The organism is Dyadobacter ginsengisoli DSM 21015, from assembly GCF_059568735.1.
The window spans coordinates 225,904-248,606 of sequence record NZ_JCANTY010000003.1; the positions used below are offsets into that span (position 1 = coordinate 225,904).

At 46.8% G+C, this 22,703-nt stretch carries 21 protein-coding genes; 11 read left to right on the forward strand and 10 right to left on the reverse strand.

From position 1 onward, the window contains the following. The first annotated feature begins 204 nt into the window (after positions 1–204). The 3 genes from BP71_RS11715 to BP71_RS11725 all read left to right on the forward strand — a co-directional run bounded on the left by BP71_RS11715 (position 205) and on the right by BP71_RS11725 (position 4,513). Positions 205–1,383, forward strand: a complete 1,179-nt coding sequence (locus tag BP71_RS11715) for a PQQ-dependent sugar dehydrogenase (protein WP_496379333.1) — start codon at positions 205–207, stop codon at positions 1,381–1,383. A gap of 140 nt (positions 1,384–1,523) precedes the next feature. Then, on the forward strand, positions 1,524–1,934 hold the full coding sequence (locus BP71_RS11720; protein ID WP_496379335.1) for a c-type cytochrome: 411 nt from the start codon (positions 1,524–1,526) through the stop codon (positions 1,932–1,934). 203 nt (positions 1,935–2,137) lie between these two features. Then, a complete protein-coding gene (locus BP71_RS11725) occupies positions 2,138–4,513 on the forward strand; it encodes a TonB-dependent siderophore receptor (RefSeq protein WP_496379337.1) in 2,376 nt (791 codons plus the stop codon). Positions 4,514–4,569: 56 nt separating this feature from the next. Here the strand turns inward: BP71_RS11725 and BP71_RS11730 are convergent, their stop codons facing one another. Then, on the reverse strand, positions 4,570–6,030 hold the full coding sequence (locus tag BP71_RS11730; RefSeq protein ID WP_496379339.1) for a gluconokinase: 1,461 nt from the start codon (positions 6,028–6,030) through the stop codon (positions 4,570–4,572). Positions 6,031–6,420: 390 nt separating this feature from the next. Between BP71_RS11730 and BP71_RS11735 the strand changes: the two genes are divergently transcribed. Further along, positions 6,421–6,606 (forward strand): hypothetical protein, encoded by a 186-nt coding sequence (locus BP71_RS11735; RefSeq protein WP_496379341.1) that lies wholly within the window; start codon positions 6,421–6,423, stop codon positions 6,604–6,606. Positions 6,607–6,636: 30 nt separating this feature from the next. On the opposite strand, the gene BP71_RS11740 is transcribed toward BP71_RS11735, so the two are convergent. Next, positions 6,637–7,866 carry a metallophosphoesterase family protein gene (locus BP71_RS11740; protein WP_496379343.1) on the reverse strand — a complete coding sequence of 410 codons (1,230 nt, stop codon included), beginning with the start codon at positions 7,864–7,866 and terminating at the stop codon, positions 6,637–6,639. A 212-nt stretch (positions 7,867–8,078) separates the two neighbouring features. Between BP71_RS11740 and BP71_RS11745 the strand changes: the two genes are divergently transcribed. After that, positions 8,079–8,594 carry a DinB family protein gene (locus tag BP71_RS11745; RefSeq protein ID WP_496379345.1) on the forward strand — a complete coding sequence of 172 codons (516 nt, stop codon included), beginning with the start codon at positions 8,079–8,081 and terminating at the stop codon, positions 8,592–8,594. A 39-nt stretch (positions 8,595–8,633) separates the two neighbouring features. Here BP71_RS11745 and BP71_RS11750 read toward each other — a convergent pair whose 3' ends face one another. Further along, complete coding sequence (locus BP71_RS11750) at positions 8,634–9,626, reverse strand: glycosyltransferase family 2 protein (protein ID WP_496379347.1); 993 nt, start codon at positions 9,624–9,626, stop codon at positions 8,634–8,636. A gap of 197 nt (positions 9,627–9,823) precedes the next feature. Here BP71_RS11750 and pgeF point away from each other — a divergent pair, with 197 nt between their 5' ends. Beyond that, positions 9,824–10,594, forward strand: a complete 771-nt coding sequence (gene pgeF / locus BP71_RS11755) for a peptidoglycan editing factor PgeF (protein WP_496379349.1) — start codon at positions 9,824–9,826, stop codon at positions 10,592–10,594. 70 nt (positions 10,595–10,664) lie between these two features. Here pgeF and BP71_RS11760 read toward each other — a convergent pair whose 3' ends face one another. The 3 genes from BP71_RS11760 to BP71_RS11770 form a co-directional block, all read right to left on the reverse strand. Continuing rightward, complete coding sequence (locus tag BP71_RS11760) at positions 10,665–11,111, reverse strand: histone H1/H5 family protein, HCT subfamily (RefSeq protein ID WP_496379351.1); 447 nt, start codon at positions 11,109–11,111, stop codon at positions 10,665–10,667. A gap of 141 nt (positions 11,112–11,252) precedes the next feature. Beyond that, entirely contained in the window at positions 11,253–11,783 is a 531-nt protein-coding gene (locus tag BP71_RS11765; RefSeq protein WP_496379353.1) for an RNA methyltransferase, read from the reverse strand. 80 nt (positions 11,784–11,863) lie between these two features. Next, a complete protein-coding gene (locus tag BP71_RS11770) occupies positions 11,864–12,484 on the reverse strand; it encodes a response regulator transcription factor (protein WP_496379355.1) in 621 nt (206 codons plus the stop codon). Between the two features lie 261 nt (positions 12,485–12,745). Here BP71_RS11770 and BP71_RS11775 point away from each other — a divergent pair, with 261 nt between their 5' ends. Both BP71_RS11775 and BP71_RS11780 read left to right on the forward strand, forming a co-directional pair. After that, complete coding sequence (locus BP71_RS11775) at positions 12,746–13,747, forward strand: GNAT family N-acetyltransferase (RefSeq protein ID WP_496379357.1); 1,002 nt, start codon at positions 12,746–12,748, stop codon at positions 13,745–13,747. Positions 13,748–13,844: 97 nt separating this feature from the next. Further along, positions 13,845–15,131, forward strand: coding sequence for a LamG-like jellyroll fold domain-containing protein (locus BP71_RS11780; protein WP_496379359.1), 1,287 nt, complete (start codon positions 13,845–13,847; stop codon positions 15,129–15,131). A gap of 11 nt (positions 15,132–15,142) precedes the next feature. On the opposite strand, the gene BP71_RS11785 is transcribed toward BP71_RS11780, so the two are convergent. Beyond that, complete coding sequence (locus BP71_RS11785; RefSeq protein WP_496379361.1) at positions 15,143–15,787, reverse strand: class I SAM-dependent methyltransferase; 645 nt, start codon at positions 15,785–15,787, stop codon at positions 15,143–15,145. 146 nt (positions 15,788–15,933) lie between these two features. Here BP71_RS11785 and BP71_RS11790 point away from each other — a divergent pair, with 146 nt between their 5' ends. Next, positions 15,934–16,818, forward strand: coding sequence for an FkbM family methyltransferase (locus tag BP71_RS11790; RefSeq protein WP_496379363.1), 885 nt, complete (start codon positions 15,934–15,936; stop codon positions 16,816–16,818). Positions 16,819–16,937: 119 nt separating this feature from the next. Here BP71_RS11790 and BP71_RS11795 read toward each other — a convergent pair whose 3' ends face one another. Together BP71_RS11795 and wecB are read right to left on the reverse strand one after the other, a co-directional pair. Then, positions 16,938–18,434 (reverse strand): lipopolysaccharide biosynthesis protein, encoded by a 1,497-nt coding sequence (locus tag BP71_RS11795; RefSeq protein ID WP_496379365.1) that lies wholly within the window; start codon positions 18,432–18,434, stop codon positions 16,938–16,940. A gap of 6 nt (positions 18,435–18,440) precedes the next feature. Continuing rightward, the gene (gene wecB, locus BP71_RS11800; protein ID WP_496380582.1) at positions 18,441–19,532 is read right to left on the reverse strand and encodes a non-hydrolyzing UDP-N-acetylglucosamine 2-epimerase; all 1,092 of its coding nucleotides are present in this window, start codon (positions 19,530–19,532) and stop codon (positions 18,441–18,443) included. A gap of 160 nt (positions 19,533–19,692) precedes the next feature. On the opposite strand from wecB, the gene BP71_RS11805 reads away from it, so the two are divergent. Further along, positions 19,693–20,586 (forward strand): glycosyltransferase, encoded by an 894-nt coding sequence (locus BP71_RS11805; RefSeq protein WP_496379367.1) that lies wholly within the window; start codon positions 19,693–19,695, stop codon positions 20,584–20,586. 12 nt (positions 20,587–20,598) lie between these two features. Next, entirely contained in the window at positions 20,599–21,405 is an 807-nt protein-coding gene (locus BP71_RS11810; RefSeq protein ID WP_496379369.1) for an FkbM family methyltransferase, read from the forward strand. Between the two features lie 6 nt (positions 21,406–21,411). On the opposite strand, the gene BP71_RS11815 is transcribed toward BP71_RS11810, so the two are convergent. Further along, complete coding sequence (locus tag BP71_RS11815) at positions 21,412–22,677, reverse strand: nucleotide sugar dehydrogenase (RefSeq protein WP_496379371.1); 1,266 nt, start codon at positions 22,675–22,677, stop codon at positions 21,412–21,414. Positions 22,678–22,703 lie beyond the last annotated feature (26 nt).

The following is a 22,703-nucleotide window of genomic DNA, read 5'->3' on the forward strand; positions in this document are numbered from 1 at the left end:
GGTAATCAGCTTAGAGAATGCTGATTACCGGAAACTATATTGCTTTGCTTGAAGCCACAACAGAATTAAAACCAAATTGTTCTGTAGTGGCTTCTCTTTTTATGAGCGCCCAACAAATAACGGCCCGTCTAAATGCTCCCCTTTCTTTTGTTACCTTTACCGTTGATTGAATTCCACCAACAAGCCATTATTCACCTTTAATCTATGAACCCGAACATTCCTATGCTCAAAAAATATCTGCCACTGGCATTAGGTGGTATGTTGCTAACGGCTTCTGCCGGATTAATGAGCAACAGTTCCAGCGATGATAAACGCGAACAGAAAGCATTCTCCGAAGCAAACCTGAAAGTAGACACCGTCGCCACAGGCCTCACGATGCCGTGGGCTTCGGCATTGCTTCCCAATGGCGACCTGCTTGTAACAGAACGAGGTGGCAAACTGCGCCTGGTCCATGACGGCAAGCTGGACCCACAGGAAATCAGCGGGATTCCTGAAGTATTATACAAAGGCCAGGGCGGATTACTAGATATTGCGCTACATCCCGACTATAAAACCAATGGCTGGATCTATATCAGCTATTCTTCCCCGAAAAAGGATGGTGAAGCAGGTGACGATGGCGGCGCAAACACCGCATTGATGCGCGCCAAACTGAAAGACCACGCATTGACCGACATTCAGCAGCTTTTCAAGGCTATCCCGAATGTGAAAGCTAATGTTCACTTTGGCGGAAGGATTGTATTCGACAAAAAGGGATATATTTTTCTGTCATTGGGAGAACGTGGTCAAAAGGAAAACTCACAGGACCTGGGCCGTGACCAGGGCAAGGTGGTAAGGTTGCATGAAGATGGTAAGATCCCGACCGACAACCCGTTTGTGAAAACGGCCGGCGCAAGACCGGAGATCTGGACTTATGGCCATCGTAACCCTCAAGGGCTGATCATTAACCCTGCTACCGGTGTGATTTGGGAACACGAGCACGGTCCCCAGGGAGGCGATGAGCTGAATATCATCGAAAAAGGAAAAAACTATGGCTGGCCGCTCATAACATTCGGTATTGACTACGACAACAGTATTATTTCCAAAGATACCGCCCGTGCAGGCCTGGAACAGCCGGTTGTTTACTGGAAACCATCCATCGCTCCCTGCGGTATCACATTCCTGAGTAACGACAAGTACAAGGAATGGAAGGGAGATTTGCTAGTGGGGTCGCTGAAATTCATGTATTTACAGCACCTTACCGTAAAAGGGAACAAAGTAACGAAACGCGAGATTATTTTCGACAAAATTGGCCGCGTTCGTGACGTGCGCATGGCCACGGATGGCAATGTGTATGTAGTACTTGAAAACTCCGGAAAAGTAGTCCGCATCAGCCCAAAAAGCTAATGAGCGCAGTTAGTACCAACAATTCGTAGGCCACCGGCCGGTCTTAGTGTCTGACCAGCCGGTGGCCTACGAATAATTATGTCAGAATCCTGAGATTCGCATCAGTGCGTTCCGCGCTGCAATCACAAACATTTCACCGCATGAAACTGCTAATCACATTACTTTCAGTTTTCACTTTCTGCGCCGCCATCAATCCCGGCCAGGATGACGAACTTGCCAAGAGCATCGAACGTGGCAAATTGGTTTACTCCGAGAACTGCATTACCTGCCATATGGGCACAGGCGAAGGAGTTACGGCCACATTCCCCCCGTTAGCCAAGGCTGATTATCTGATGCAAACTCCGGAGAATGCCATCAAAGCAGTAAAATTCGGACTGATAGGCAAAATAAAAGTCAATGGCGTCGATTATGATAACATGATGCCTAATCCGGGGCTCGGCAATGATGAAATTGCGGATGTCCTCAATTATGTCAGAAATTCCTGGGGTAATTCGTCAGACAAAAAGATGATCACCGAAAAGATGGTCGAAGAAGTAAAAGAGAAAAAATAGCCTTCCGTCAAAGTTTTTCAAAAGCCGCATTGCTTCCCACAGTGCGGCTTTTTCGGCATCAAGTATACCAATAAGAACATACAGTATACATGCAACCCGCTGTTTACTATTATTTTAAATAAATCTAAATAAAACCTTGCCTGATAATAATCCAGGATGGATATTTGCGGGCTTGTTAACTATTTAGTCCAATTTTAAATATAATGAAGAACTTTTATATTTTCAGTCTGTTCTTGCTGGCCAGCGCGACTGCTTTTGCGCAAACCGGCAGAATATCAGGCCAGATACTGAGCTCAGATGGGCAACCCGCAGAGCAAGTTTCGGTCGGAATCAAGGGAACCTCAAGGGGGGCAATCTCCGATGATCAAGGAAAATTCACAATTGAGAAAGTTAAACCGGGCGCGCATACGTTGCTGATCAGCTTCGTAGGCCTGGCCACCCAGCAGAAAGATGTTGAAGTGGCGGCCAGTGAAACTACCAATATCTCCATTACTCTGACTGAAAGTGCCAATGAGTTGCAGGAAGTGATTGTCAAAAGCGGGACAGGCTACAAAACAGACCAGGTGTCTGCCAGCATGAAACTGCTGACACCAATTCTTGAAACGCCTCAAAATGTACAGGTTGTCACGTCTAAAGTGATGGCCGATCAGCAGGTGATCAGCATGAGCGACGGCCTGATCCGTAATGTCAGTGGTGCAGTGCGCCTCGAACATTGGGGCGATATGTATGCCAATATTACCATGCGCGGTTCGCAGATCCAGGCTTTCCGCAATGGTTTCAATGTGGTTAACTCCTTTTGGGGCCCGTTGACCGAAGATATGAGTTTTGTAGATCACATCGAGTTTGTGAAAGGACCGGCTGGTTTTATGCTTGCAAACGGAGATCCAAGCGGTTTGTACAATGTAGTGACCAAGAAACCAACCGGCCAAACCAAGGGAGAAGTGTCCTTGACCATGGGGAGCTTCGACCTGTACCGCGCAACACTCGATCTGGATGGTAAATTGAGTAAAGACAGCAAATTTCTATACCGTCTTAACATAGCAGGGCAAAATAAAGGCTCTTTCCGCCCCAATGAATTCAACAACCGTTACAGCTTTGCACCGGTAGTTTCGTATCAGCTGGATGACAAAACCAAACTGACCGCGGAATACACCATGCAATACGCGAAAATGTCGGACGTAGGTTCTTTCTATGTGTTCTCTTCCGACGGCTATGCCACATTGCCACGCGATTTCACTACTACCCCTCAGGGTCTCTCACCTTCCAAGATCAAGGATCAGAGCGTTTTTGTCAACTTACAGCACCAGATCAATGCCGACTGGAAGCTGACCGCGCAGGTAGGCTACTTTAACTATGCATTGAACGGCAGCAGCATGTGGCCCTCAGTGGTGAATCCGAACGGTACCCTGATCCGTAGCGTGGGTATCTGGGACGCAAAAAGCGAAATGACACTGGCACAAGCCTTTGTAAATGGGGATGTAAAAACCGGTATAGTGAAGCACCGCATCCTGGGTGGTATCGATGTAGGCAGCAAGAACTATTTTGCCGACTGGGCGCAATCCTTCCCTCTGGATTCGGCAGGTGCCGAATTCGACCCAAAAAATCCTAATTACGGCAAGCCGGTGATGGGTTATCCCGTATTCGACCGCACACTGAATCTCGAAGCCCGCGCTGTTGCCGGTGGCGGTACTCAGGATCAGCATTACACCGGCATTTACTTACAAGACGAACTGGGTTTTCTGGATAACCGGATCCGTCTGACGCTCGCAGGCCGTTACACTTATGTAAAACAATCGTCATTCGGTGGTGACGCTCAGGAGGCCAAACATTTCTCGCCACGCGTCGGGCTAAGCATTTCATTGACGAAAAATACTACTTTGTATGCCTTGTACGACCAGGCATTTATCCCGCAATCCGGCCGGATAACGAACGGTTCGGTGAAACCTATCACGGGTAACAATACTGAATTCGGGGTAAAACGCGACTGGGCCGACGGCCGATGGAACACGACCCTCGCATTCTACCGGATCCTGAAAAACAATGAGCTGACAGCCGATCCCAACAGCCCTCCAAATGCCGGTTTGAGCGTGGTACTGGGTCAGAAAAGAGCGCAAGGCGTCGAATTTGATCTTCGCGGGACGGTTTTCAATGGTTTGGACCTGACTGCCAACTATGCTTACACCAATTCGGAAGTATCCAAGGTGACCGAAGGCGTGACCGACATCAAAGTGGGTGACCTTATTCCGGGTTTTGCGAAACACACCGTAAATGGATGGCTGAGTTATAAAGTACAATATGGTCCTTTGAAAGGCGCCGGTATTTCCGCCGGTCTCACCTACCTCGCCGGTCGCGCGACTACAAACTGGAGTACAACCAATTCCAACCTGAATCAGCCCGACTATTTCAAACTAGACGGTGGCTTGTTTTGGGAAAAGGACAAAATCCGTATTACTGCCAACGTATTCAACGTCCTGGACAAATATCTGTATAGCGGCGGCTACTACGAATGGTTAAAATCTTACTACTGGCAGGCAGAAGCGCCAAGAAATTATCGCCTGAGCGTTGCATACAAATTCTGAAAGGCATTATTCGCATCCAGTGCAAAAAGGCTTCCTTCGGGAGGCCTTTTTTTGGATTAAACGGCGTGGGCCATCACGAGCTGGGCACCTTTGCTGAATTTCCGGGCAAGGGCGTCGTATTTTTCATGAACCGGGTCGTGCGGGTCAAACTCCTTTCCCACCGAAGTAAAAGCTTCCAATTCTGAAAAATCCTTCACGATACCTAATGCCTTCAGTCCCATCATAGCCGCTCCGACAGCTCCCGTTTCGACAGTTTCGTTAAGCCTGACCCTCTTGCCAAATACATCCGAAAGCATCTGCACCCAGATTTCGCTCCTGGCAAAGCCTCCATTGGCATAAATCGTATCGATCAGCTGCTTTTCCATGAGGATCTTCCCGATGCCGTACAGATTCAGCAGAATGCCTTCCATGACCGCCCGCGCGAAATGTGCTCGGGTATGTATGATGTCGAGGCCTGAAAAACCTCCCCGCACGGATGAGCTCCATAACGGCGCCCGCTCCCCCAGGAGATAGGGATAAAAAAGCAAGCCTTCGGCGCCCGGCTTGATTGCAGCAGCTTCCCGGAAAACAGCATCGTACTCCTCTTTTGAAAAAAAAGTATTCATCAGCCACTCGAAAATAACCGCACCATTATTGGACGGCCCGCCGATAATGTAAGTCTTTTCGTCAAGGACATAGCAGAATGTCTGCATCAGCGGATCGGAGAATGGCCTGTCAGAGCATATCCGAACGGCTGCACTGGTGCCGATGGTGACGGCCATGGAGCCTGTCTTGATGGCACCGCTGCCCAGATTCGCCAGACAGCCATCACTGGCACCCATTATAAGCGGCGTACCTTCCGGTAATTTAGCCGGGTTACTGCCCGGGAGTTTGACAATATGGTAAGGCGACACCGCTGCCGGTAGCTTTTCAGCTTTGAGCCCAAGCTTTTTCAAGGTGTAGACGTCCCATTGCAGTTCCCGGATGTTGAACATGCCCGTGGCAGACGCAATGGAATAATCGACCAGGAATTCGCCGGTTAACCGGTAAATGATATACTCCTTCACACCTACAAACTTGCGCGCGTTTCGGTAAATCTCCGGCTCGTTCTTCTTCATCCACAACAGCTTGCACACCGGTGTCATGGCATGAATAGGGGTACCATTGTTATAATAAATCTTCTTGCCGACCTGTGAGCGACGCAATCTGGTGGCAACGTCGGCACTGCGATTATCGGCCCATATGATGAGCCTGGTTAGTTCATTGCCGTCTTTATCCAGAGCCAGCACACCATGCATGGCCGCGCTGAAACTGACTCCCGTCAAATCTCCATGCCCCTTCACGAGGTTCATCACTTTTTTCAATGTCTTGCAGGCGGCCTGAAAGATCTCCTCGGGATCCTGCTCGCTCCAATCGGGCTGCGGGTGATGCATTTCATAACTCTCACTGTTTGAGGCAAGAATAACCCCGGAAACAGTATCGAAAGCAACGGATTTGACATTCGTTGTGCCGATGTCACAACCAATTATATAGGGCATTGGAAATTGTTTTAGAAGCAAAGACCGCGTTTCCCGGCTGGAAACGGAAGCTTGTTGTTACTAAAACAAATGTATGGATTTTGAGATAATCGGCAAGTCTATTGCAATCCGGGTATCCGTTTCGTCTAGCTTACCCCAACGGAGTCGTTAACCGCCTGTTTGAATAGCTCACTGATTGCTTAAAATCCCGCCATAAAATGAGGCTGCTCATCGTGCAAACAGTGAATTTAATCCTCTGACAAGTCCGGTTGTGCCGGCGAACTGCTCCGTTTAGAAAATCCAGTGGCCTCCCCTGCAAGGATACTTCGGCAAAAAAAGAATGTGAATGCGAGAAACTTAATGCTGATTGATTATTTTCGCAGCATTGAAAGCAATTAATACAATTTGAATATGTCTGGAACATCACATACCGAATCAACTTCACTGCCCAGTTTCGCTTACATTGCGGCATTTGTCATTCTTTTCATTATCCTGGCGGTGTTTGGCGACCTGTTCACATTCATCCTCGGTACTATCGGCCTCGTGGTGACTTTCGCAGCATTTTACAAAGATCACAGCCACGACGACCATCATTGACATTTTGCCCGCGCGGCATGCGTTATACTTTTACCGGACGGCCAGCTCAGGGATCGCATGAACGATTTTCCAGTCGAGTTGGCCGTTCATTTTATCAATGCTCCAGCTTTCTTCCAGCACGCAGGTATCTTCCAGGTCGCGGTACTCAGCGATAAGCCGATGATCTTTTAAGATCAGACGTACAAATCCGTTGTACCCCAGTGGATGACCTTTGATCTCCGTCCGCAAACGCCTGTCATAATAGTCAATCTTGTGTAGCTCAGTTTGATCGGGCATTTTCAGCTCCACGGGCAAACCGCCATGACCAATGCATCGCCCATAAGCCAGCGGGCCTTTGCCATTCCGGTCAAACCGGTACAACACCATGCGATGATCGTGTCCCCAAATCCAGATCACTGGCCGTTCCGCATCGCCCATCAGTTTCCTGAGCTGCTCTCCTGGCCTCAGGTACTCTTCCCGGAATGCCGATATGTAAGGATGATGGCTCAGAAACACCAGTCCACGTGTATCCTGTGGATCGCCCAGCTTAACCACGTCCCGTAGCCAGGCTACCTGCTCCTTCCGGAGATGACAATCGGGGGGAGAAAGGATTTCAAAGAAAGGCCGCCCAACGGATGTATATCCTGTGTCAATGCCAATGATCCGCCAATAATCATTTTCCAGACAAAAGAAACCCGCCTGCTGCGTTTTTCGGACCTCCCCCACCTGCGCATACATGGCCGGGAGCAAATGTTGAAAGAATGCATTCCCATTGGAATACATTTCGTGATTACCCGACAGCGCCAGGCTGCCAGACGCACCGTAATACCAGGAAGCGTAAGGCGCAGTAAAGTTTTCTTCGACTTCTTTGGGTGTACCTACAAAATATATATCGCCCATATGAATGGTATAATCGGGTGCGTGCCGGGCCACAAGGTTCGCAACCGCATCAGACTCAGCCGTGTCACTGGCCCAGTCCGAAAGCAAGGCGATGCTGATCTCATCCCGGGAAACCACAGAGGACTGCAGCGAGTACACACCACTATCGCCGTTCCGCGGATAAGCCTGGTAGGGATGCCGCGCTCCAAAACGGCTCCGCAGGTAATGCCACCCAAAGCCGATCAGGTTAGTCCTGAAAAACTCGGAGATAGCGTTAGTTACCGAGGAGGTCTGCTCCACGCGCTTCTCATACAACTCCAGTTGGGTTTTGGCGTGATTTTCAGCTTCGCTATGGCCCAGATCCAGATATTTCTGAGCACGTTCCTTGGGACTTTCGGGCATTGCAGACCTTTTTTAATGAATGTTGACCAGTAAAGAAAACAATAACACAGGTAACACCAATCAAACGACCCGTTTTCTTGATCAGCAAAGCATCCGCGTTGTAACCGCCAAAGCCTTTTACCGTTGGTTAAATATTTGACTCCCTTATTGATAATCGCATTCCTTCCCCCTACCTTTCGCGAAAATATATCAACCACCAAAACAAAAATCGAATGAAAAGAATCGCTATTATCTGCATGATGTTGGTCGCAGCGCACTACGCATCCGCACAAACCACAGTTGCCAAACAAATCGCAGACTGGGAAAGAGCAAAAGTCTTTACCAAAGAATACCTGGATGCCATGCCCGATGACGGATACGCATTGAAACCAACTCCGGAAATCCGTTCCTTCGCCCAGCAAATGGACCACCTCGCCGACGCAAACTTTGCATTCATCTCTGCCGCAACAGGCAAGAAGAGCCCAATGGAAGGTTCAGCAGAAAAAATGGCGGATCAATCCAAAGCCTCTGTAACCAAAGCCGTTATGTCTAGCTATGACTTCGTGATCTCCTCCCTGAAAGGCATGACCGACGCAGATTTCGCCAAGGATGTGAAAGTATTCGGAATGGATATGAAGGCTGGCGCTGCTTTTGAAAAAGCATTCGAGCATCAGACCCACCACCGCGGGCAAACTACCGTGTACATCCGCATGAAAGGAGCTACACCTCCTAAGGAAAAGTTATTCTAGTCCAGGAAGCAAAAAAGGGCCATCGGCCCTTTTTTGCTATTAGCTTTGTCCCGATAATTTACTTTTCAAATTGTAGAGGTTCAGCGCGAAGAAACTGTACATCTTCATAAAGAACGGCGGAATAATGAAGTCCCGGATCACCTCTTTTTTTCGCTCGGGAGAAGGGTCAGCCATCGACAGGTATTTCAGCGCATACTTTACCCTAGGCCAATAAGTGTCGCCATATTCCCTGGAAAACAACATCTTATAGTAGTAAGTGGCAATGTTCTTTGTCAGCCGGTCGTGGTATTTGTATTTCAACTCCTTATCTATATTGGAATACATCTGGATCCGGTTAAACAGGAAATCAGCACCATAATGATTATCGGCAAAACTCGCCCCGCCCCGGTTTTTACGATATACCGACATTACTTCATCGATGTAGCCGATCGGTCCGCGTGTTGCAAACATAATATTCCTCGGTATATCCCCGCTTGTTGAGAGGTTCGTCCATTCAGGATCGGGGTTCTTCGCGAAATCCTCGGTACGGAACATGAGACTGGAAGTGGCAATGAAACAGAGTTCATCCTCGCCGATCAGGTCATCGACCGTAAATTCCTTTTTTTTGAGATCATTAACCAGGTAAGGAGGCGCTGCGTTGTCATCAAAAATTACCCTGGCATTGTGGAAACAAGCCGAATAATGTGGATTAGCATCCATCATTTCCACCTGCTTTTGTAGCTTGTCCGGTACAAGCAGGTAATCATCTCCATCAAACTGGGCGATATACTCCCCTTTCGCCGCAGCGAAGGTTGAGAGGGCATTGAACTTACCATTCAACCCCATGTTTCTGGGGTGCAAAAGGAGCCGGATCTGATCCGGGAAACGTTGCTGGTATTCCTTTAATATCGAAACCGTGTTGTCTTTCGAGCAATCGTCACCCACCACGATCTCGAAAGGGAATGTAGTTTGCTGCATCAGGATTGAATCCAGCATTTGTGCTACAAATTTTTCGTGGTTGTAGGTGACTACACACACACTCACTTTTATCATAACCGACTATTCTAATGAACGGGCTGGCAAACCCTGCACAAATTTAGCTGAATTATCCTCATTGTCTGCATCGGGCTAGTATGCGGCTCCTGCGCCATCGGAATAACCACCAGCCTTCAAAATAAATTCTATCCAAAATGATTACGGCTGCGAATCCGTTTAAATTTGGAAGGATTTTTGAGTTAAACACCGAAATAATGCAAGAGTCAGGTACCGCTATGCTTCGCGAGTCATATCGCAAACCGCCTGTTTTCAACCCGTTCCCCGAACTTGTTGCCGCAGAGAGCACTCGTCACGGGGGAGTCAGCACAGGTCCTTATTCCTCTTTAAACCTGGGCGGAACGCAGGACTCACCGGACAATATCCGGGCCAACAACCATATTTTTTTCAATGCGCTTGGCGTACCTTTTGAAAACGTTGCCAAATCGCACCAGGTTCATGGCGTAGATATCCTGGTCGTGTCAAAAGCCGGTCGCTACGAAGCATATGACGCGCTGATTACCAACGTTAAAGGCATCCAGCTTGCTGTAACCATTGCCGATTGTACACCCATCCTGATCTACGATCCCGTGAGCGGGGCCGTGGCCGCCATTCATGCCGGCTGGCGCGGAACCGCGGGAAGGATTGTGGAGCTAACCGTTGCTGCTATGCAAGAACAATATGGCACGCAGCCCTCCGATTGCATTGGTTACGTGGGTACCTGCATCGATGAATGCTCTTTTGAAGTGGGCGAGGATGTGGCCATCCATTTCGATGACCAATATAAACGGTGGGATGGGCGGCTCGGCAAGTTTTTCGTAGATCTGAAAACCGCGAACCGTGGTCAGCTGATTCATTCCGGATTAAAACCGGAAAACGTTGCTGTATCGCCCTATTCAACGGTCATTAACAACGAAGATTATTTTTCACACCGGCTCGAAAAAGGCATCACAGGCCGGTTGCTTGCCACCATCGGACGAAAAGCTTAATCACTGACCGAAATAAAGCGGCCGGCACGGGGATGTCCCAGGCCGGCCGCTTCATTTCGGTTACATTGAATTATGCTTTGTCGGCAACCACTGTCTCGCCCTCTGCCTTTGGTGCAGCGGGTTTGGCAGCAGGTTTCGCCGGAGCGGCTTTGGGAGCAGCCTTGACAGGCGCCGGCTTAGGAGCACTCGCCTCTTTACCTACTGTCGGCTTGGAAGGTGTTGCAACCGGTGCTTTGGAAGATGCCGAAGCTACCAATGCAGCGATTTTTTCAGCTTTTTGTTTTTTCCCTTCCTTTTTGTCCTTCGATTTAGCTTTCACTTTCTTTTCCGCGTTCTTAGCCTCCTTGGCCTTTTTCTTCAGGGTTTCTTTTTCAAACTTAGCCACTTTCTTGGCCAGTTTTGCAGCTGCTCTTTCGATGGATTTTTTTATTTTCTTGGAACCGGCAGCTACTGCTTCAATTTTTCCGGTAAGCGTCTCAGCAATTTCTGTCGATAACTTCTTCGTCGCGGATTTCATAATATGATATTGAAAATTACATGAGTGATACATGGGCAACCTAACCTCCCCAAAGGAGTGCCTGAGGCCTGTATTGCCGTTCGGCAATAACCTACAAATACCCATTATTAAATCATAAATTGCAAATTTTGGATATTATATTTATGTTATTTTTTTCTTCACATAATCCCAAAGTACAATCCCTGCGGAAACAGAAACATTGAAAGAATGCTTGGTTCCAAACTGGGGAATTTCCAGACAACCGTCCGACAGCTCAATCACTTCATTGTCGACTCCTTCTACTTCATTTCCAAAGACGAATGCATAAGGAACTTCGGCAGTTGGGTCAAAATCCTGTAAAAGTACGCTCCCCTCCGCCTGTTCAACGCACCAGACCTGATATCCTTCCGACTTCAGGTTTCTTACTGCCTCAGCCGTACTCGCGCATTTTTCCCATTTGACGGATAATTCGGCGCCTAATGCACTGCGCGTGATTTCGCGGTGCGGCGGTTGCTGTGTGTATCCACACAAGATCAGTTTTTCCGCCCGGAAAGCATCGGCAGTGCGAAAAAATGATCCGATATTATTTAAGCTACGGACATTGTCGAGTATAATAACGAACGGAAACTTATCCGACTCCCTGAATTCTTCGACCGTCATACGGTCCATCTCATCTACACTTAGCTTACGCATGAAATTCTTGTTCAATGTATTTAATAAAAAAAAGGTTTCTGCACCTGGTACAGAAACCTTTTCAAAAATGGTAAGAATGATTACTTGATCTTCGTGATCAGCTCAACAATGTTCTTTACGCCCAGTTTTTCAAAAATACGGGCTTTGTAAGTACTTACTGTTGACAACTGTAAGTTCAGTTTTTCAGCAATTTTAGCAGTACCCAAACCTTCCTTCAAAAGATTCATCACGTCTGTCTCGCGGGGAGACAGGCTTACGATCGGATCCGGAAGGTACTCCTTCGGATTAATGAGACGATTGATATTCATTTGCTGCATATCTTCGCTCATGTACTTCTTATTGTTCAGGACACTCATGACGGCAGTTTTAAACTCTTCCTCCGGTGCGTCCTTGGACAGGTAACCATCGGCTCCGGCCTGGAGATACATCAGACCGTAGAGCTGTTCGTCATAGCTCGAAAACATCAATATCCTTACCCCTGGCGACTTGGTACGGATGGTCTCTACCATTTTGGTGGTATTGCCGCCGGGAATGTTGATATCCAGGATCAGGAGATCATAAGCTTTTGTCTCGAGTTCCTGAAGAATTTTGTCAAAATCGTCAACGTCCGAAATCGTGGACTCCGGGATTAGTGATTTGAGGAGGTGCTTGGTACCGATTCTTACCACTGCGTGGTCTTCGGCAATAAGTATGTGTTTCATGAATGGGTTGGGTCCAATTGATGTAAAAAATTACTGGTGTCAAAACTTAAACCAAACAATCAATTCCAGTTAATGATTGTCCTTTTTTTGAATGCCCTGATTACCAACCAGTACAACTTTGTACATTCAATGTGGACTATTTTGATGAATTAACAAAAATAGTAATCCGCATTGTATTAAACATAAAAAATATCAAATTAGTATACCAAATATTTATCAAATTCATTGTTTAGAGCGTATTTAACACACATCTCATAACTTTTGACCCGGCTCAGTACTAGTTTTACCCGCATTCCCGCCGCTTCCTGGTATAATAGCGACACGGTCGTGAAGGTATTTCCACTCGCGGATGCCCCTCTTCCTCCGACAGCTCCATGGCTTTTTTCCCGGCCCGAACATCTGGCAATTCAGACTCCAGACGTAATTTATTCATTTATTCTTACTTACAAAGATTCCGGATGCATTTTGGCCGTATTTCACTGCTGTTCAGGGCCTGATGGATGGATTTCACCACCTTGTGCCCCCTTTGGCGGTATCGTTCCACTTCAAAACTGCCGGGAATCTGACCTTGTCTTCCTCCTCCATTGCGTCCGAAATTGGATATCGGAAAAGCAAGGACAGAAACTAACTATCAAAACCGCCCCGTCCTCCTACGATCCGATTAGCCATGAACTATGCCATAACAGCTATCTCGGTGCTGGATTCTACCCCAATCATACTTATTCCAGCCATTATATTCCCATAGGGGACCTCACTTTTGAGCAGGTTATTGAGCCTTCGGAGCGGCGGCGTTTATTTAAAGGAAGAAAAATGGGGTTTAAAATTGACAAAGAAACGGGCCGGCTAAGTCCGGAACTCAGTCTTCTATTACTTAAATGCTATGCGGAGCACGATTACCGACTTTCATTACCGATAGAAAGACTCATGGTCCTGATCCATCAATTTCCAGAACAATTGGTGGTTTTCAGTAGTTGGAACACCGGCACTCCTATTGCACTACTCATCGCCATACAGGTCAACAGTGAAATACTATACACTTTTCTTTCCACGTATCTGAAGGAATATAAAATTTACAGCCCTGCATTAGCGCTTTTCCAAGCCGCACATGACCATTGCAGGCAACAATCCATGCGGATTCTGGATCTTGGCGTTTCCATGGACCATCATGGACATGAAAAGCCCTCTCTAATCCGATTTAAGGAGAACATTGGCGGAATAGCCTGCGAGAAAAATACATACGGGACAATCGGCCAACTTTTGTAACTGCAAAAAAACCAACAGGCAGATTTCCCCTTCTTCAAGAAATTACGGATCTTTCATCTCTTAATACTCTCCCTATAGTTATTACGTCTTTTATATCATGAGTTTTTATCGCGGGATCATCCTATGCCTGGCAACGTTCCTATGCTTCACCGGATACGGTCAAGTTCAGCTTGAACGCGGACTAATTGGTTGCTATCCCTTTTCCGGTAATGCAAAGGATTACAGCCCAACGGCAAACGACGGAACAGTTTCGGGTGCGCAATTAGCCAACGATCGTTTTGGCAACCCCAATTCAGCCTACGAATTCGACGGATTGAACGACGTCATCGAAATAAGCCCGAACGATTTACAAATCAACAATTTCACCTATTCCATATGGGTAAACCCCAATCAGGTTCCCGTTCGAGGCGAAGGCCTGTTTCTGTTTTCCGTCGGAAGTGATTACGGAGATCAGCATATACTGTTCGGAGATCACTACTCCAATGAACGCCATACTGGATTTTCACATGGCTCTTACCTTGGTGTGGCCAACAACATCCTGTGTTCGGGGCCGTCCGTTGAACCCATTGGCCAGTGGTACCATCTTGTCCTGGTCAAGGACGACAACGGTTACTATTTTTATGTCAATAATAAGATGGTCTGCTCCAACAGTTCAAACGGCCAAAATGCTTTTTATGGAACTAGCACTGTACGCGCAACCATTGGGGCCCGCAACAACTACGGACAAGCCTCAAACGCGCGGATCGATGACATCCATCTCTACAACCGCCCGTTAAATAAAGAAGAAATCGACGCCTTGTATAAAGGCGGCAGTATATCGTCCGATCCGGCAACCGGGCAAATCGTAGCCGATAAGAACCAAATCTGCGCAGGAGAAACCGTATTATTGAAAGTAGTATCGGACAGGTCTGGCTCGATTTTCAAATGGGCAGTTGATGAAACGGTACAACCGGAATCATCGGCGGAACTCACACTTCGGATCGAGGAAAAAGGCGCTGACTATCAAATGAAGATCAAAGTCGGGGTCGATTTCGACAGATCATGTTTCATTCAACCGGATCCATTTGAAGTAAACAAAACCCTTGATGTCAAAAACTGTGCTAACCCGCCTGAAGAAAAATCAAAACTGTTGGTCCCCGATGCATTCACTCCGAACAGGGACGGGAAAAACGATATGTGGAAAGTGTTCAATGCCGAAAGCGTCGACGCGCTGCGCATCATGATCTTCAACCGCTGGGGTGAAGTGATTTATTATTCCAAAGAATATACCCAGGCGTGGGACGGAACCTACAAAGGCAAACTGGTACCCTCCGGCAGCTATGCTTTCAAGATTTTATCCGGAGAGAAACTAATCAGAAAAGGCAGTGTCATGGTCATCTATTAGACAGGCTGGACTCAAATACCCAGACAATTCCCATCTCTGTAAAAAACGCTTGAGCAAAATTCATAGCCTACGATAGGTCCCATACCTCGGAAATCCAGACGCCGAAAACCGTGCTCCTGCATCAGATCTTTTGCATCCTGATACCAGTATCTTTCAGAGTTATCGAGGATCAGCACTCCCTCAGGTTTCAGAAAATTCTTTGCAAAGCTCACACATTTGACACGCTGCCTGCCATCCACCACAATCACATCAAATTTCTCGCCCACTTCGCCTATCGCTTGTACATATGACTTCCCCAGCGTCCTTTCCATCAATTTGACATTCTCAGGAAGCTTAGGTGCTATAATCTTAATCCATTCATGATCGTGCTCTACCGCATCAATTGAATGTACTTTCTTGCTATACCATCTGGTTGAATTTCCCGAGCCATATTCGAATACACGAAAGTCTGTGCTCAACCTGGGTTCAAGAAAAAACATAAACGAGTAGGTGTACCAGGGAATGGGATTGCCTGAACCGTCGATGGACATCCGCTGGGAGAAACTCTGAAACCAGCCATACTGCTTCAAAGCGCTATCGATGTAGAGCTGGATACTTCCGCCAAGCCCTACTGCATTTAACAGGGCCCAGCTTTGCCTTTTCAATAATTGGATCATCTTTCATACTGACAACCTCAGCGCACTTTGTCACGGCAAGGTGATAAAAGGGCGGGTTGCGGAACGTTTTTGCTTACAGCGGGCAAATATACTACATTAGCAGCCACAATGTTTTCCAGCGCGGCATCAAAACATCCGACAGCCTAATGAAGTTAAAGACGATCAAGACGATTTTAAGCCACCCACTCAATCAGCACAAAAAAATCCAGGCATTGGTAACCTTCTTCAAAAGAGGAGTAATTATTCGCTTGCACCATCACCCCATTGTGTACCCTTTCGTGGAAAATACTTCGTTGGTCGTTGAAAAAGGCATGTCAAGCGCGGAACTCCAGATCTATACCGGACTCTATGACCTGCATGAGATGCTTTTCATGATCCATTACCTGCGCCCTGGAGATACTTTTGTCGATGTTGGAGCCAATGTAGGAGTCTATACCCTGCTGGCCGCCGGAGTGGCAGGTTCTGATGCCATCGCATTCGAGCCGATCCCATCCACGTTTTCGAAACTCAAACGAAATATCGCTTATAACGAATTATTGGACCGTGTTGAGCTACTCAACATGGGGGTTGGTGACAAAGAAGAAATACTTGTTTTCTCCAACAACCTGGACGCTACTAATCATGTGATCAATGACAGCGAGGGTTACGGCGGTGCCACCACGAAAGTCCCCGTGAATTCGCTGGATCATCTGCTTACCAACAAAACAGCTAATTTTCTAAAAATAGATGTGGAAGGATTTGAGGCCAACGTTATTAACGGCGCACCCCAGATTCTCAGCAGGCCCGATTTGAAGGTAATCATCATGGAAACAAACGGCCTGTCTGATCAATACGAGTTTGGCCAAAATTATCTTCACAACAAACTGCTCGCACTAGGATTCATACCGCATAGCTATGATCCGTTCACAAGAAACCTTCAAGAACTGACAGCCACAAATCCGCAGAATACCATATATCTCAGGGATTTGGATTTTGTACGGAATCGCATTCAAAATGGCAAGAAAATCCATTTTCGTAATATGCTGATTTAACTTTTCTGCTTTGTATGCTTGATTGCGCGTGATACCCGCATGTAAATTAATTGATAAGAAATAAAGACATGCGGCATTCCCCTTTGACCTGCAATTTCATCGACTCATGCTTTCATTCTCTATAGGAACCGGCTCTTCACATTGTTGAAGATGGCCTCTATTTCTTCCGATAACCTCAGTTTCAGAACCAGTATTGCGAAAGTGGCGCATATCAATGTGGATCGAACGATCACAGCAATCATTGCAGACCACTTCGAGATCACATATTCAGGCTCCAGATAGGTTGCCAGGTACAGCACGGTCAAAATCAGAACGATCTTAAGAGACCCTACGGAGAAAGGTTGAACCTCAAACTTACGCCAGACAAAAATCAATCTGGAAAGAGAATAGACGAATGTGGTAACCATCGTAGCAATTGCCGCCCCTACGAATCCGTAAGCAGGTATCAGTAACACATTTAAAAAAAAACCAAGAATAGCCGAACCGATTATAAAATAGGTAGCAAACTTGAAAAATCTGGAATAAAGGATAATCTCGGTGTTAAGTCCGGTAGCAGTATCAAACACCTTTACCATTGCAAGGAAAAGAACCACCAATTTCCCCTCCCTGTAAGTTTCACCTTTGGGAATCAGGAAAAAAATCTCGTCTATACTGCTCCATATCAATAAAAAAAACAATCCGCCGGCAATTAGTTGGTTCAATGCTGACTTGGTATTAATCTGGCGGACATGATCATGGTCTCCACGGCTCAGCGATGTCGAAAGTAAAGGTATTGAAATCTGCGCGATCGCCTTTTTAGGAATTTCTATTACGCCTGCTATGTAAGCAGCAATAATAAATATTCCCGTTTGAACAAGCCCCCGCTCGCCCGCAAGCATCGAGCGGTCAATAAACAACATCAGATTAACCCCGATCCCTCCGAGCAATGTAAAACTGCCATAGGCTAACATACTCCGCAATAGCCCTCTGGTAAGTATTTTTGAATTGGGTTTACGCCAATACCATTTCCCGAGTTGCTTAATATATGTGACCAAAGAAATAACACCCAATCCATAGGAAGCAATCACCAGGTAAAGCATCAAATCAAAGCTTATCCAGCCAAATCCAAAAATGAGGATCAAAAGCATATTTGCCAACCTCAAAAATACCTCCCGAATAAAATTAGGAACAGCAATCCTGGAATTATTCCGGCAATACGCTTCCAATACCGACATGTACAGCCAGAAAAGCGTCAGAGGTATTACCAATATGTGGTATTTAAGCAGTAAAGGTGAATTTGTCGAGTAATACTCCCGAATCCAGTCGGAACACAAAAGGTATAAAATGGCAAAAAGGATACCTCCAACAAATGGAAGAGTCAAAAGAAACTGCAAAATTCCATTATGCCCCTGCTCATCATCTCTGAACCTACCGAAGAATTTATCTGCAATAAAAGGAGTCCCTAAATGCGCAAAAGCGGCAAAGAGCAAACTATTTTCAAAAAGAAGCCGGGTCAGAGCTAATTGTTCTACCGATAAAAATTTGGTAGACACATACATTTGATTAATAATACCTATTCCAACTCCAATATAGGAGCCTAATCCAGCCTTTAAACTTTGTCGAACTATAATTCCCACTATTGTCTACTTTACGTACTTTGTTTTAATTATTTGCACAATACGATCAGATGCATGGCCATCCCACCAGGCAGGTAAAGACGATTTTCTCTGTTTACCTTCTAAAATATCCTTTACAACAAGTAGTACAGGTTCAACATTGATGTCTCCTACCAGATAGTTCGTCCCTTCCTCCACGGTAACCGGACGTTCTGTGGTTGCTCTAAGCGTCACGCAGGGTACATTCAGGAAAGTCGTTTCTTCCTGGACTCCGCCGGAGTCTGTAATGACCAGCAGGGAATTGGCCATTAGATTAATAAATTCGAAGTATCCCTGCGGCGGGAGTAAAATCAATCCGTCGAGGTTTTCCAGGTTATCCCAGATGCCATGACGTATCAGATTTGATTTTGTTCGTGGATGAACCGGAAAAACTACTGTCTTGATCGCGCATATCGCGTGTATTAAGCCTATCAAATTCCTCAGTTCTTCAATGGAATCCACATTGGAAGGTCTGTGCATCGTGAGCACCATGTAATCCTTTCTTTTCAGACCTAATTGAGCAAATACAGCCAATTTGGACGCCTTTTCCAGATACAGCGTGAGCGAGTCAATCATTACATTACCCACGAAATGAATCTTGTTCGGTCCGATGTTCTCGCTTTGCAAATTCTTTATAGCAGATGTTTCCGATACAAAAAGTTCATCGGCAATATGATCGATCAGAATCCTGTTTACTTCCTCCGGCATGCTTTTGTCGCCGCTCCGCAACCCTGCCTCCACGTGGACCAGCCGCACAGCCTCCTTTGCGGCTACCAACGCACACGCCAAACTGGAATTCACATCACCCACGACCATCACCATATCTGGCAGTTCGCTCCGGACAACCTCTTCAAAAGCCAGCATTACCTGGGCTGTTTGAGTGGTGTGAGATCCTCCGTGGACCCCAAGGAAAAAAGCCGGCTCCGGAAGTTCCAGCTGTTCCAAAAAGATCTTATACATGGCATCGTCATGATGCTGACCTGTATGAACCAGCGTAACGGAAAATTCCGGGCACTTTACCAGAGCTCGATATAGGGCGGCCACCTTAATAAAATTAGGTCGGGCGCCCATCACACACATTATTTTCAATGATTTAGATAACAGTAGGCGCGCAAAGTTAGCACAGTTTTAACTCCAAAATCCTCTATTCAGACTTTTTACAACCTTCACGATTTTATTGTGAATTGGAAACGATTAAACCTACTTTTGCCATGAGAAATATCGGAGACCCATAACGCTGATGCGCTTCCTTGCCCCCATTGTCCTGTTTTGCTACAACCGTCCACAGCACTTGCAGCAAACGATAGAAAGCCTGCAGATGAATGCACTGGCTGTCGAAAGCGAGTTGTTCATTTACTCCGACGGCCCCAAAAACGAGCGGGATGCGCAGCTGGTGAGCGAGGTTCGTAAGTACATTTCAGGGGTAAAAGGTTTCAGGGATGTGCAGATCATAGCGGCGGAACTGAACAAGGGTCTGGCCACTTCCGTCATTGAGGGCGTAAGTTCTGTGCTCAGCAGGTATCAGAAAGTGATTGTACTGGAAGACGACATGCTTTGCACCACCGACTTCCTTTCGTTCATGAACCGTGCACTGGAGGTGTATGATCATCGTAGCGATATTTTTTCAGTCACCGGATATACGCCTCCTGTCAGCTATCCTGAGAGTTATGTTCAGGATCTTTTTCTCGCTCCCAGGGCGAGTTCCTGGGGATGGGGCACCTGGGCACATAAGTGGAAACGGGCCGATTGGGAGGTGAAAAATTTCAATTCAATGCAAAAGGATGCGTCAAAACGAGCCCGTTTTAATCTGGGCGGCGATGACCTCTGGCCCATGCTAGCCAAACAACAGAAGGGGTTCATCGATTCCTGGGCAATTCGCTGGACCTACTCGCAGTTTCAGAACAACGCATACGGACTGTACCCTATTCATTCCAAGATCAGAAACATAGGAACGGATGGCAGCGGCACCAATTTCACATTCAAATCGGGCAGCTACGGGCAAGAAATGGCAGAGGGGAAAGTCGCCATGGACCCGGACCTGCTTCCTGACGATGAAATGATCAAGGCTTTTAACCGTTATTACCGATTACCATTTCTATTAAAAATTAAAAACTGGGTCAAATACCGGATCTGATCCTGAATAAATATGTACTGGCTTCGCTATCTGCTTAAAGAACCTTACCATGCGCTAAGCTCCCCTTCCAACCGGGAGTTCATGTCGTTATTAGTGAAATATGGGAATCACGCCCGCTACAAGCTTACCGATGTGAAATTTGGTGGTTACCGGTTGAGGGTGCCGGACACGATGTCCTTTCTCTGGCAGCACAAGGAAATCTTTGCAGATGAATTTTACTATTTCAAAACGGCGCATACGCAACCCATTATCTTCGACTGTGGGGCTAACATTGGAATGAGTGTCCTGTATTTCAAAAAGCTCTACCCGGGTGCGCGGGTCCTTGCATTTGAGGCGGAACCTGAAATCGCTTCCCTGCTACGGCAGAATCTGAGCGCCAACCAGGTCAATGACGTTACAATCATCGATAAAGCTGTTTGGACGAACGACGACGGAATTTTGTTTGGAAGCGAGTCCGCAGACTCTTCATCCATTTATTCAACTACTTCCAAAAGGAAAATCGCGTCTGTCCGCCTGAAAGATTATCTCCAAAAAGAGGCACAAATCGATTTTCTGAAAATTGACATTGAAGGCGCTGAAATCGATGTCCTTGACGACTGCCGCGATTCGCTGGCGCATGTTAAGAATCTTTTTGTGGAGTTTCACTCGTATATCGGCAACCCTCAGGGGTTAGCGGATGTGGTGAAAGTTTTTGAAGAAAACGGTTTCCGTTACTTTGTTGACACCAATCAGCACCGGCTAAGGCCCTTCGTAAATCATCGCTACCGCGGTAACGATGTAATGGATCTTCAGTTGAATATCTTCGGCTGGCGCGAATAATTATGGTTACAACCTCGAATCCACCATTTCTTGCGGCAAAATTGATTTCAGATCAAATATGACGGAATCCGGGGCAACGAAATCGGGGAACTCCATACCACGGAATTCACTATGTGCAACCGCAATCACCACGGCCTCATAAGTACCCACCGGTTTTTCGAGTAACGGGATGTTATACTCATTTAATACCTGCTCGTGAGACGCCCAGGGGTCGTAGATTTCCACCTGCATTCCAAAATCGCTCAACTCGCGGTAGACGTCAACTACTCTCGTATTCCTGATATCCGGACAATTCTCCTTGAAGGTAATTCCTAGTATCAACACGCGGCTCCCTTCTATCTTGTGGCCCTTTCTGATGAGTAACTTTACCAGCTTGTTGGCCACAAAAACACCCATGGTATCATTTACCCGTCTTCCCGACAAGATGACCTGAGGATAATAACCCAATGATTCTGCCTTATAGGCAAGATAGTAAGGGTCCACACCTATGCAATGACCTCCTACCAGGCCTGGTTTATATTGTAGAAAATTCCATTTAGTTGCCGCTGCTTCCAACACTTCGGTCGTATCGATATTCATGCGGTCGAAAATCAATGCAAGCTCATTCACAAATGAAATGTTAACATCCCGCTGCGCATTTTCGATCGCTTTGGATGCTTCAGCGACCTTGATACTGGACGCGCGATGTGTACCAGCTTCGACTACCGAACTATAAAGTTCGTCAACAAACTCCGCCGCGTCAGATGTAGAGCCGGAGGTCACCTTTTTGATTTTGGTAAACGTATTTACCTTATCTCCCGGATTGATTCGTTCGGGCGAGTATCCGCAATAGAAGTCTTCGTTAAATTTCAGGCCGCTTTCCTGCTCCAGTACCGGCACACAGTCATCTTCGGTGCAGCCGGGATACACTGTCGATTCGTAGATCACCACGTCCCCTCTTTTCAAAGCTTTCCCGATCATCGCACTGGCTTTGAGCAAATGTGACAGATCAGGTTTTTTATAATGGTCGATGGGCGTGGGAACCGTCACGATAAAGACATTGCATAAGCTCATCGCCTGCTCTTCCCATGAAAAATCGAGATGAACGGCATCTCTCAGATCCTGGCGCGATATCTCCTTTGTCACGTCGTAAGCATCCCGAAGCTCCTGAACACGCCTTTTATTGATATCAAAACCTGTGACATAGTATTTCTTACTAAACGCGACGGCCAATGGCAAACCGACATAGCCTAGTCCGATTACGGCAATTCTCGAATCTGGTCCGGGTAGCATGCGAGGTACTCTTTAATGTTGGGCCA

Bases quoted from the DNA above. Each gene is read 5' to 3' on its own strand.
- BP71_RS11715 (WP_496379333.1), top strand. From the start codon at position 205: ATGAACCCGAACATTCCTATGCTCAAAAAATATCTGCCACTGGCATTA.
- BP71_RS11720 (WP_496379335.1), top strand. From the start codon at position 1,524: ATGAAACTGCTAATCACATTACTTTCAGTTTTCACTTTCTGCGCCGCC.
- BP71_RS11725 (WP_496379337.1), top strand. From the start codon at position 2,138: ATGAAGAACTTTTATATTTTCAGTCTGTTCTTGCTGGCCAGCGCGACT.
- BP71_RS11730 (WP_496379339.1), bottom strand. From the start codon at position 6,030: ATGCCCTATATAATTGGTTGTGACATCGGCACAACGAATGTCAAATCC.
- BP71_RS11735 (WP_496379341.1), top strand. From the start codon at position 6,421: ATGTCTGGAACATCACATACCGAATCAACTTCACTGCCCAGTTTCGCT.
- BP71_RS11740 (WP_496379343.1), bottom strand. From the start codon at position 7,866: ATGCCCGAAAGTCCCAAGGAACGTGCTCAGAAATATCTGGATCTGGGC.
- BP71_RS11745 (WP_496379345.1), top strand. From the start codon at position 8,079: ATGAAAAGAATCGCTATTATCTGCATGATGTTGGTCGCAGCGCACTAC.
- BP71_RS11750 (WP_496379347.1), bottom strand. From the start codon at position 9,626: ATGATAAAAGTGAGTGTGTGTGTAGTCACCTACAACCACGAAAAATTT.
- pgeF (WP_496379349.1), top strand. From the start codon at position 9,824: ATGCAAGAGTCAGGTACCGCTATGCTTCGCGAGTCATATCGCAAACCG.
- BP71_RS11760 (WP_496379351.1), bottom strand. From the start codon at position 11,111: ATGAAATCCGCGACGAAGAAGTTATCGACAGAAATTGCTGAGACGCTT.
- BP71_RS11765 (WP_496379353.1), bottom strand. From the start codon at position 11,783: ATGCGTAAGCTAAGTGTAGATGAGATGGACCGTATGACGGTCGAAGAA.
- BP71_RS11770 (WP_496379355.1), bottom strand. From the start codon at position 12,484: ATGAAACACATACTTATTGCCGAAGACCACGCAGTGGTAAGAATCGGT.
- BP71_RS11780 (WP_496379359.1), top strand. From the start codon at position 13,845: ATGAGTTTTTATCGCGGGATCATCCTATGCCTGGCAACGTTCCTATGC.
- BP71_RS11785 (WP_496379361.1), bottom strand. From the start codon at position 15,787: ATGATCCAATTATTGAAAAGGCAAAGCTGGGCCCTGTTAAATGCAGTA.
- BP71_RS11790 (WP_496379363.1), top strand. From the start codon at position 15,934: ATGAAGTTAAAGACGATCAAGACGATTTTAAGCCACCCACTCAATCAG.
- wecB (WP_496380582.1), bottom strand. From the start codon at position 19,532: ATGTGTGTGATGGGCGCCCGACCTAATTTTATTAAGGTGGCCGCCCTA.
- BP71_RS11805 (WP_496379367.1), top strand. From the start codon at position 19,693: ATGCGCTTCCTTGCCCCCATTGTCCTGTTTTGCTACAACCGTCCACAG.
- BP71_RS11810 (WP_496379369.1), top strand. From the start codon at position 20,599: ATGTACTGGCTTCGCTATCTGCTTAAAGAACCTTACCATGCGCTAAGC.
- BP71_RS11815 (WP_496379371.1), bottom strand. From the start codon at position 22,677: ATGCTACCCGGACCAGATTCGAGAATTGCCGTAATCGGACTAGGCTAT.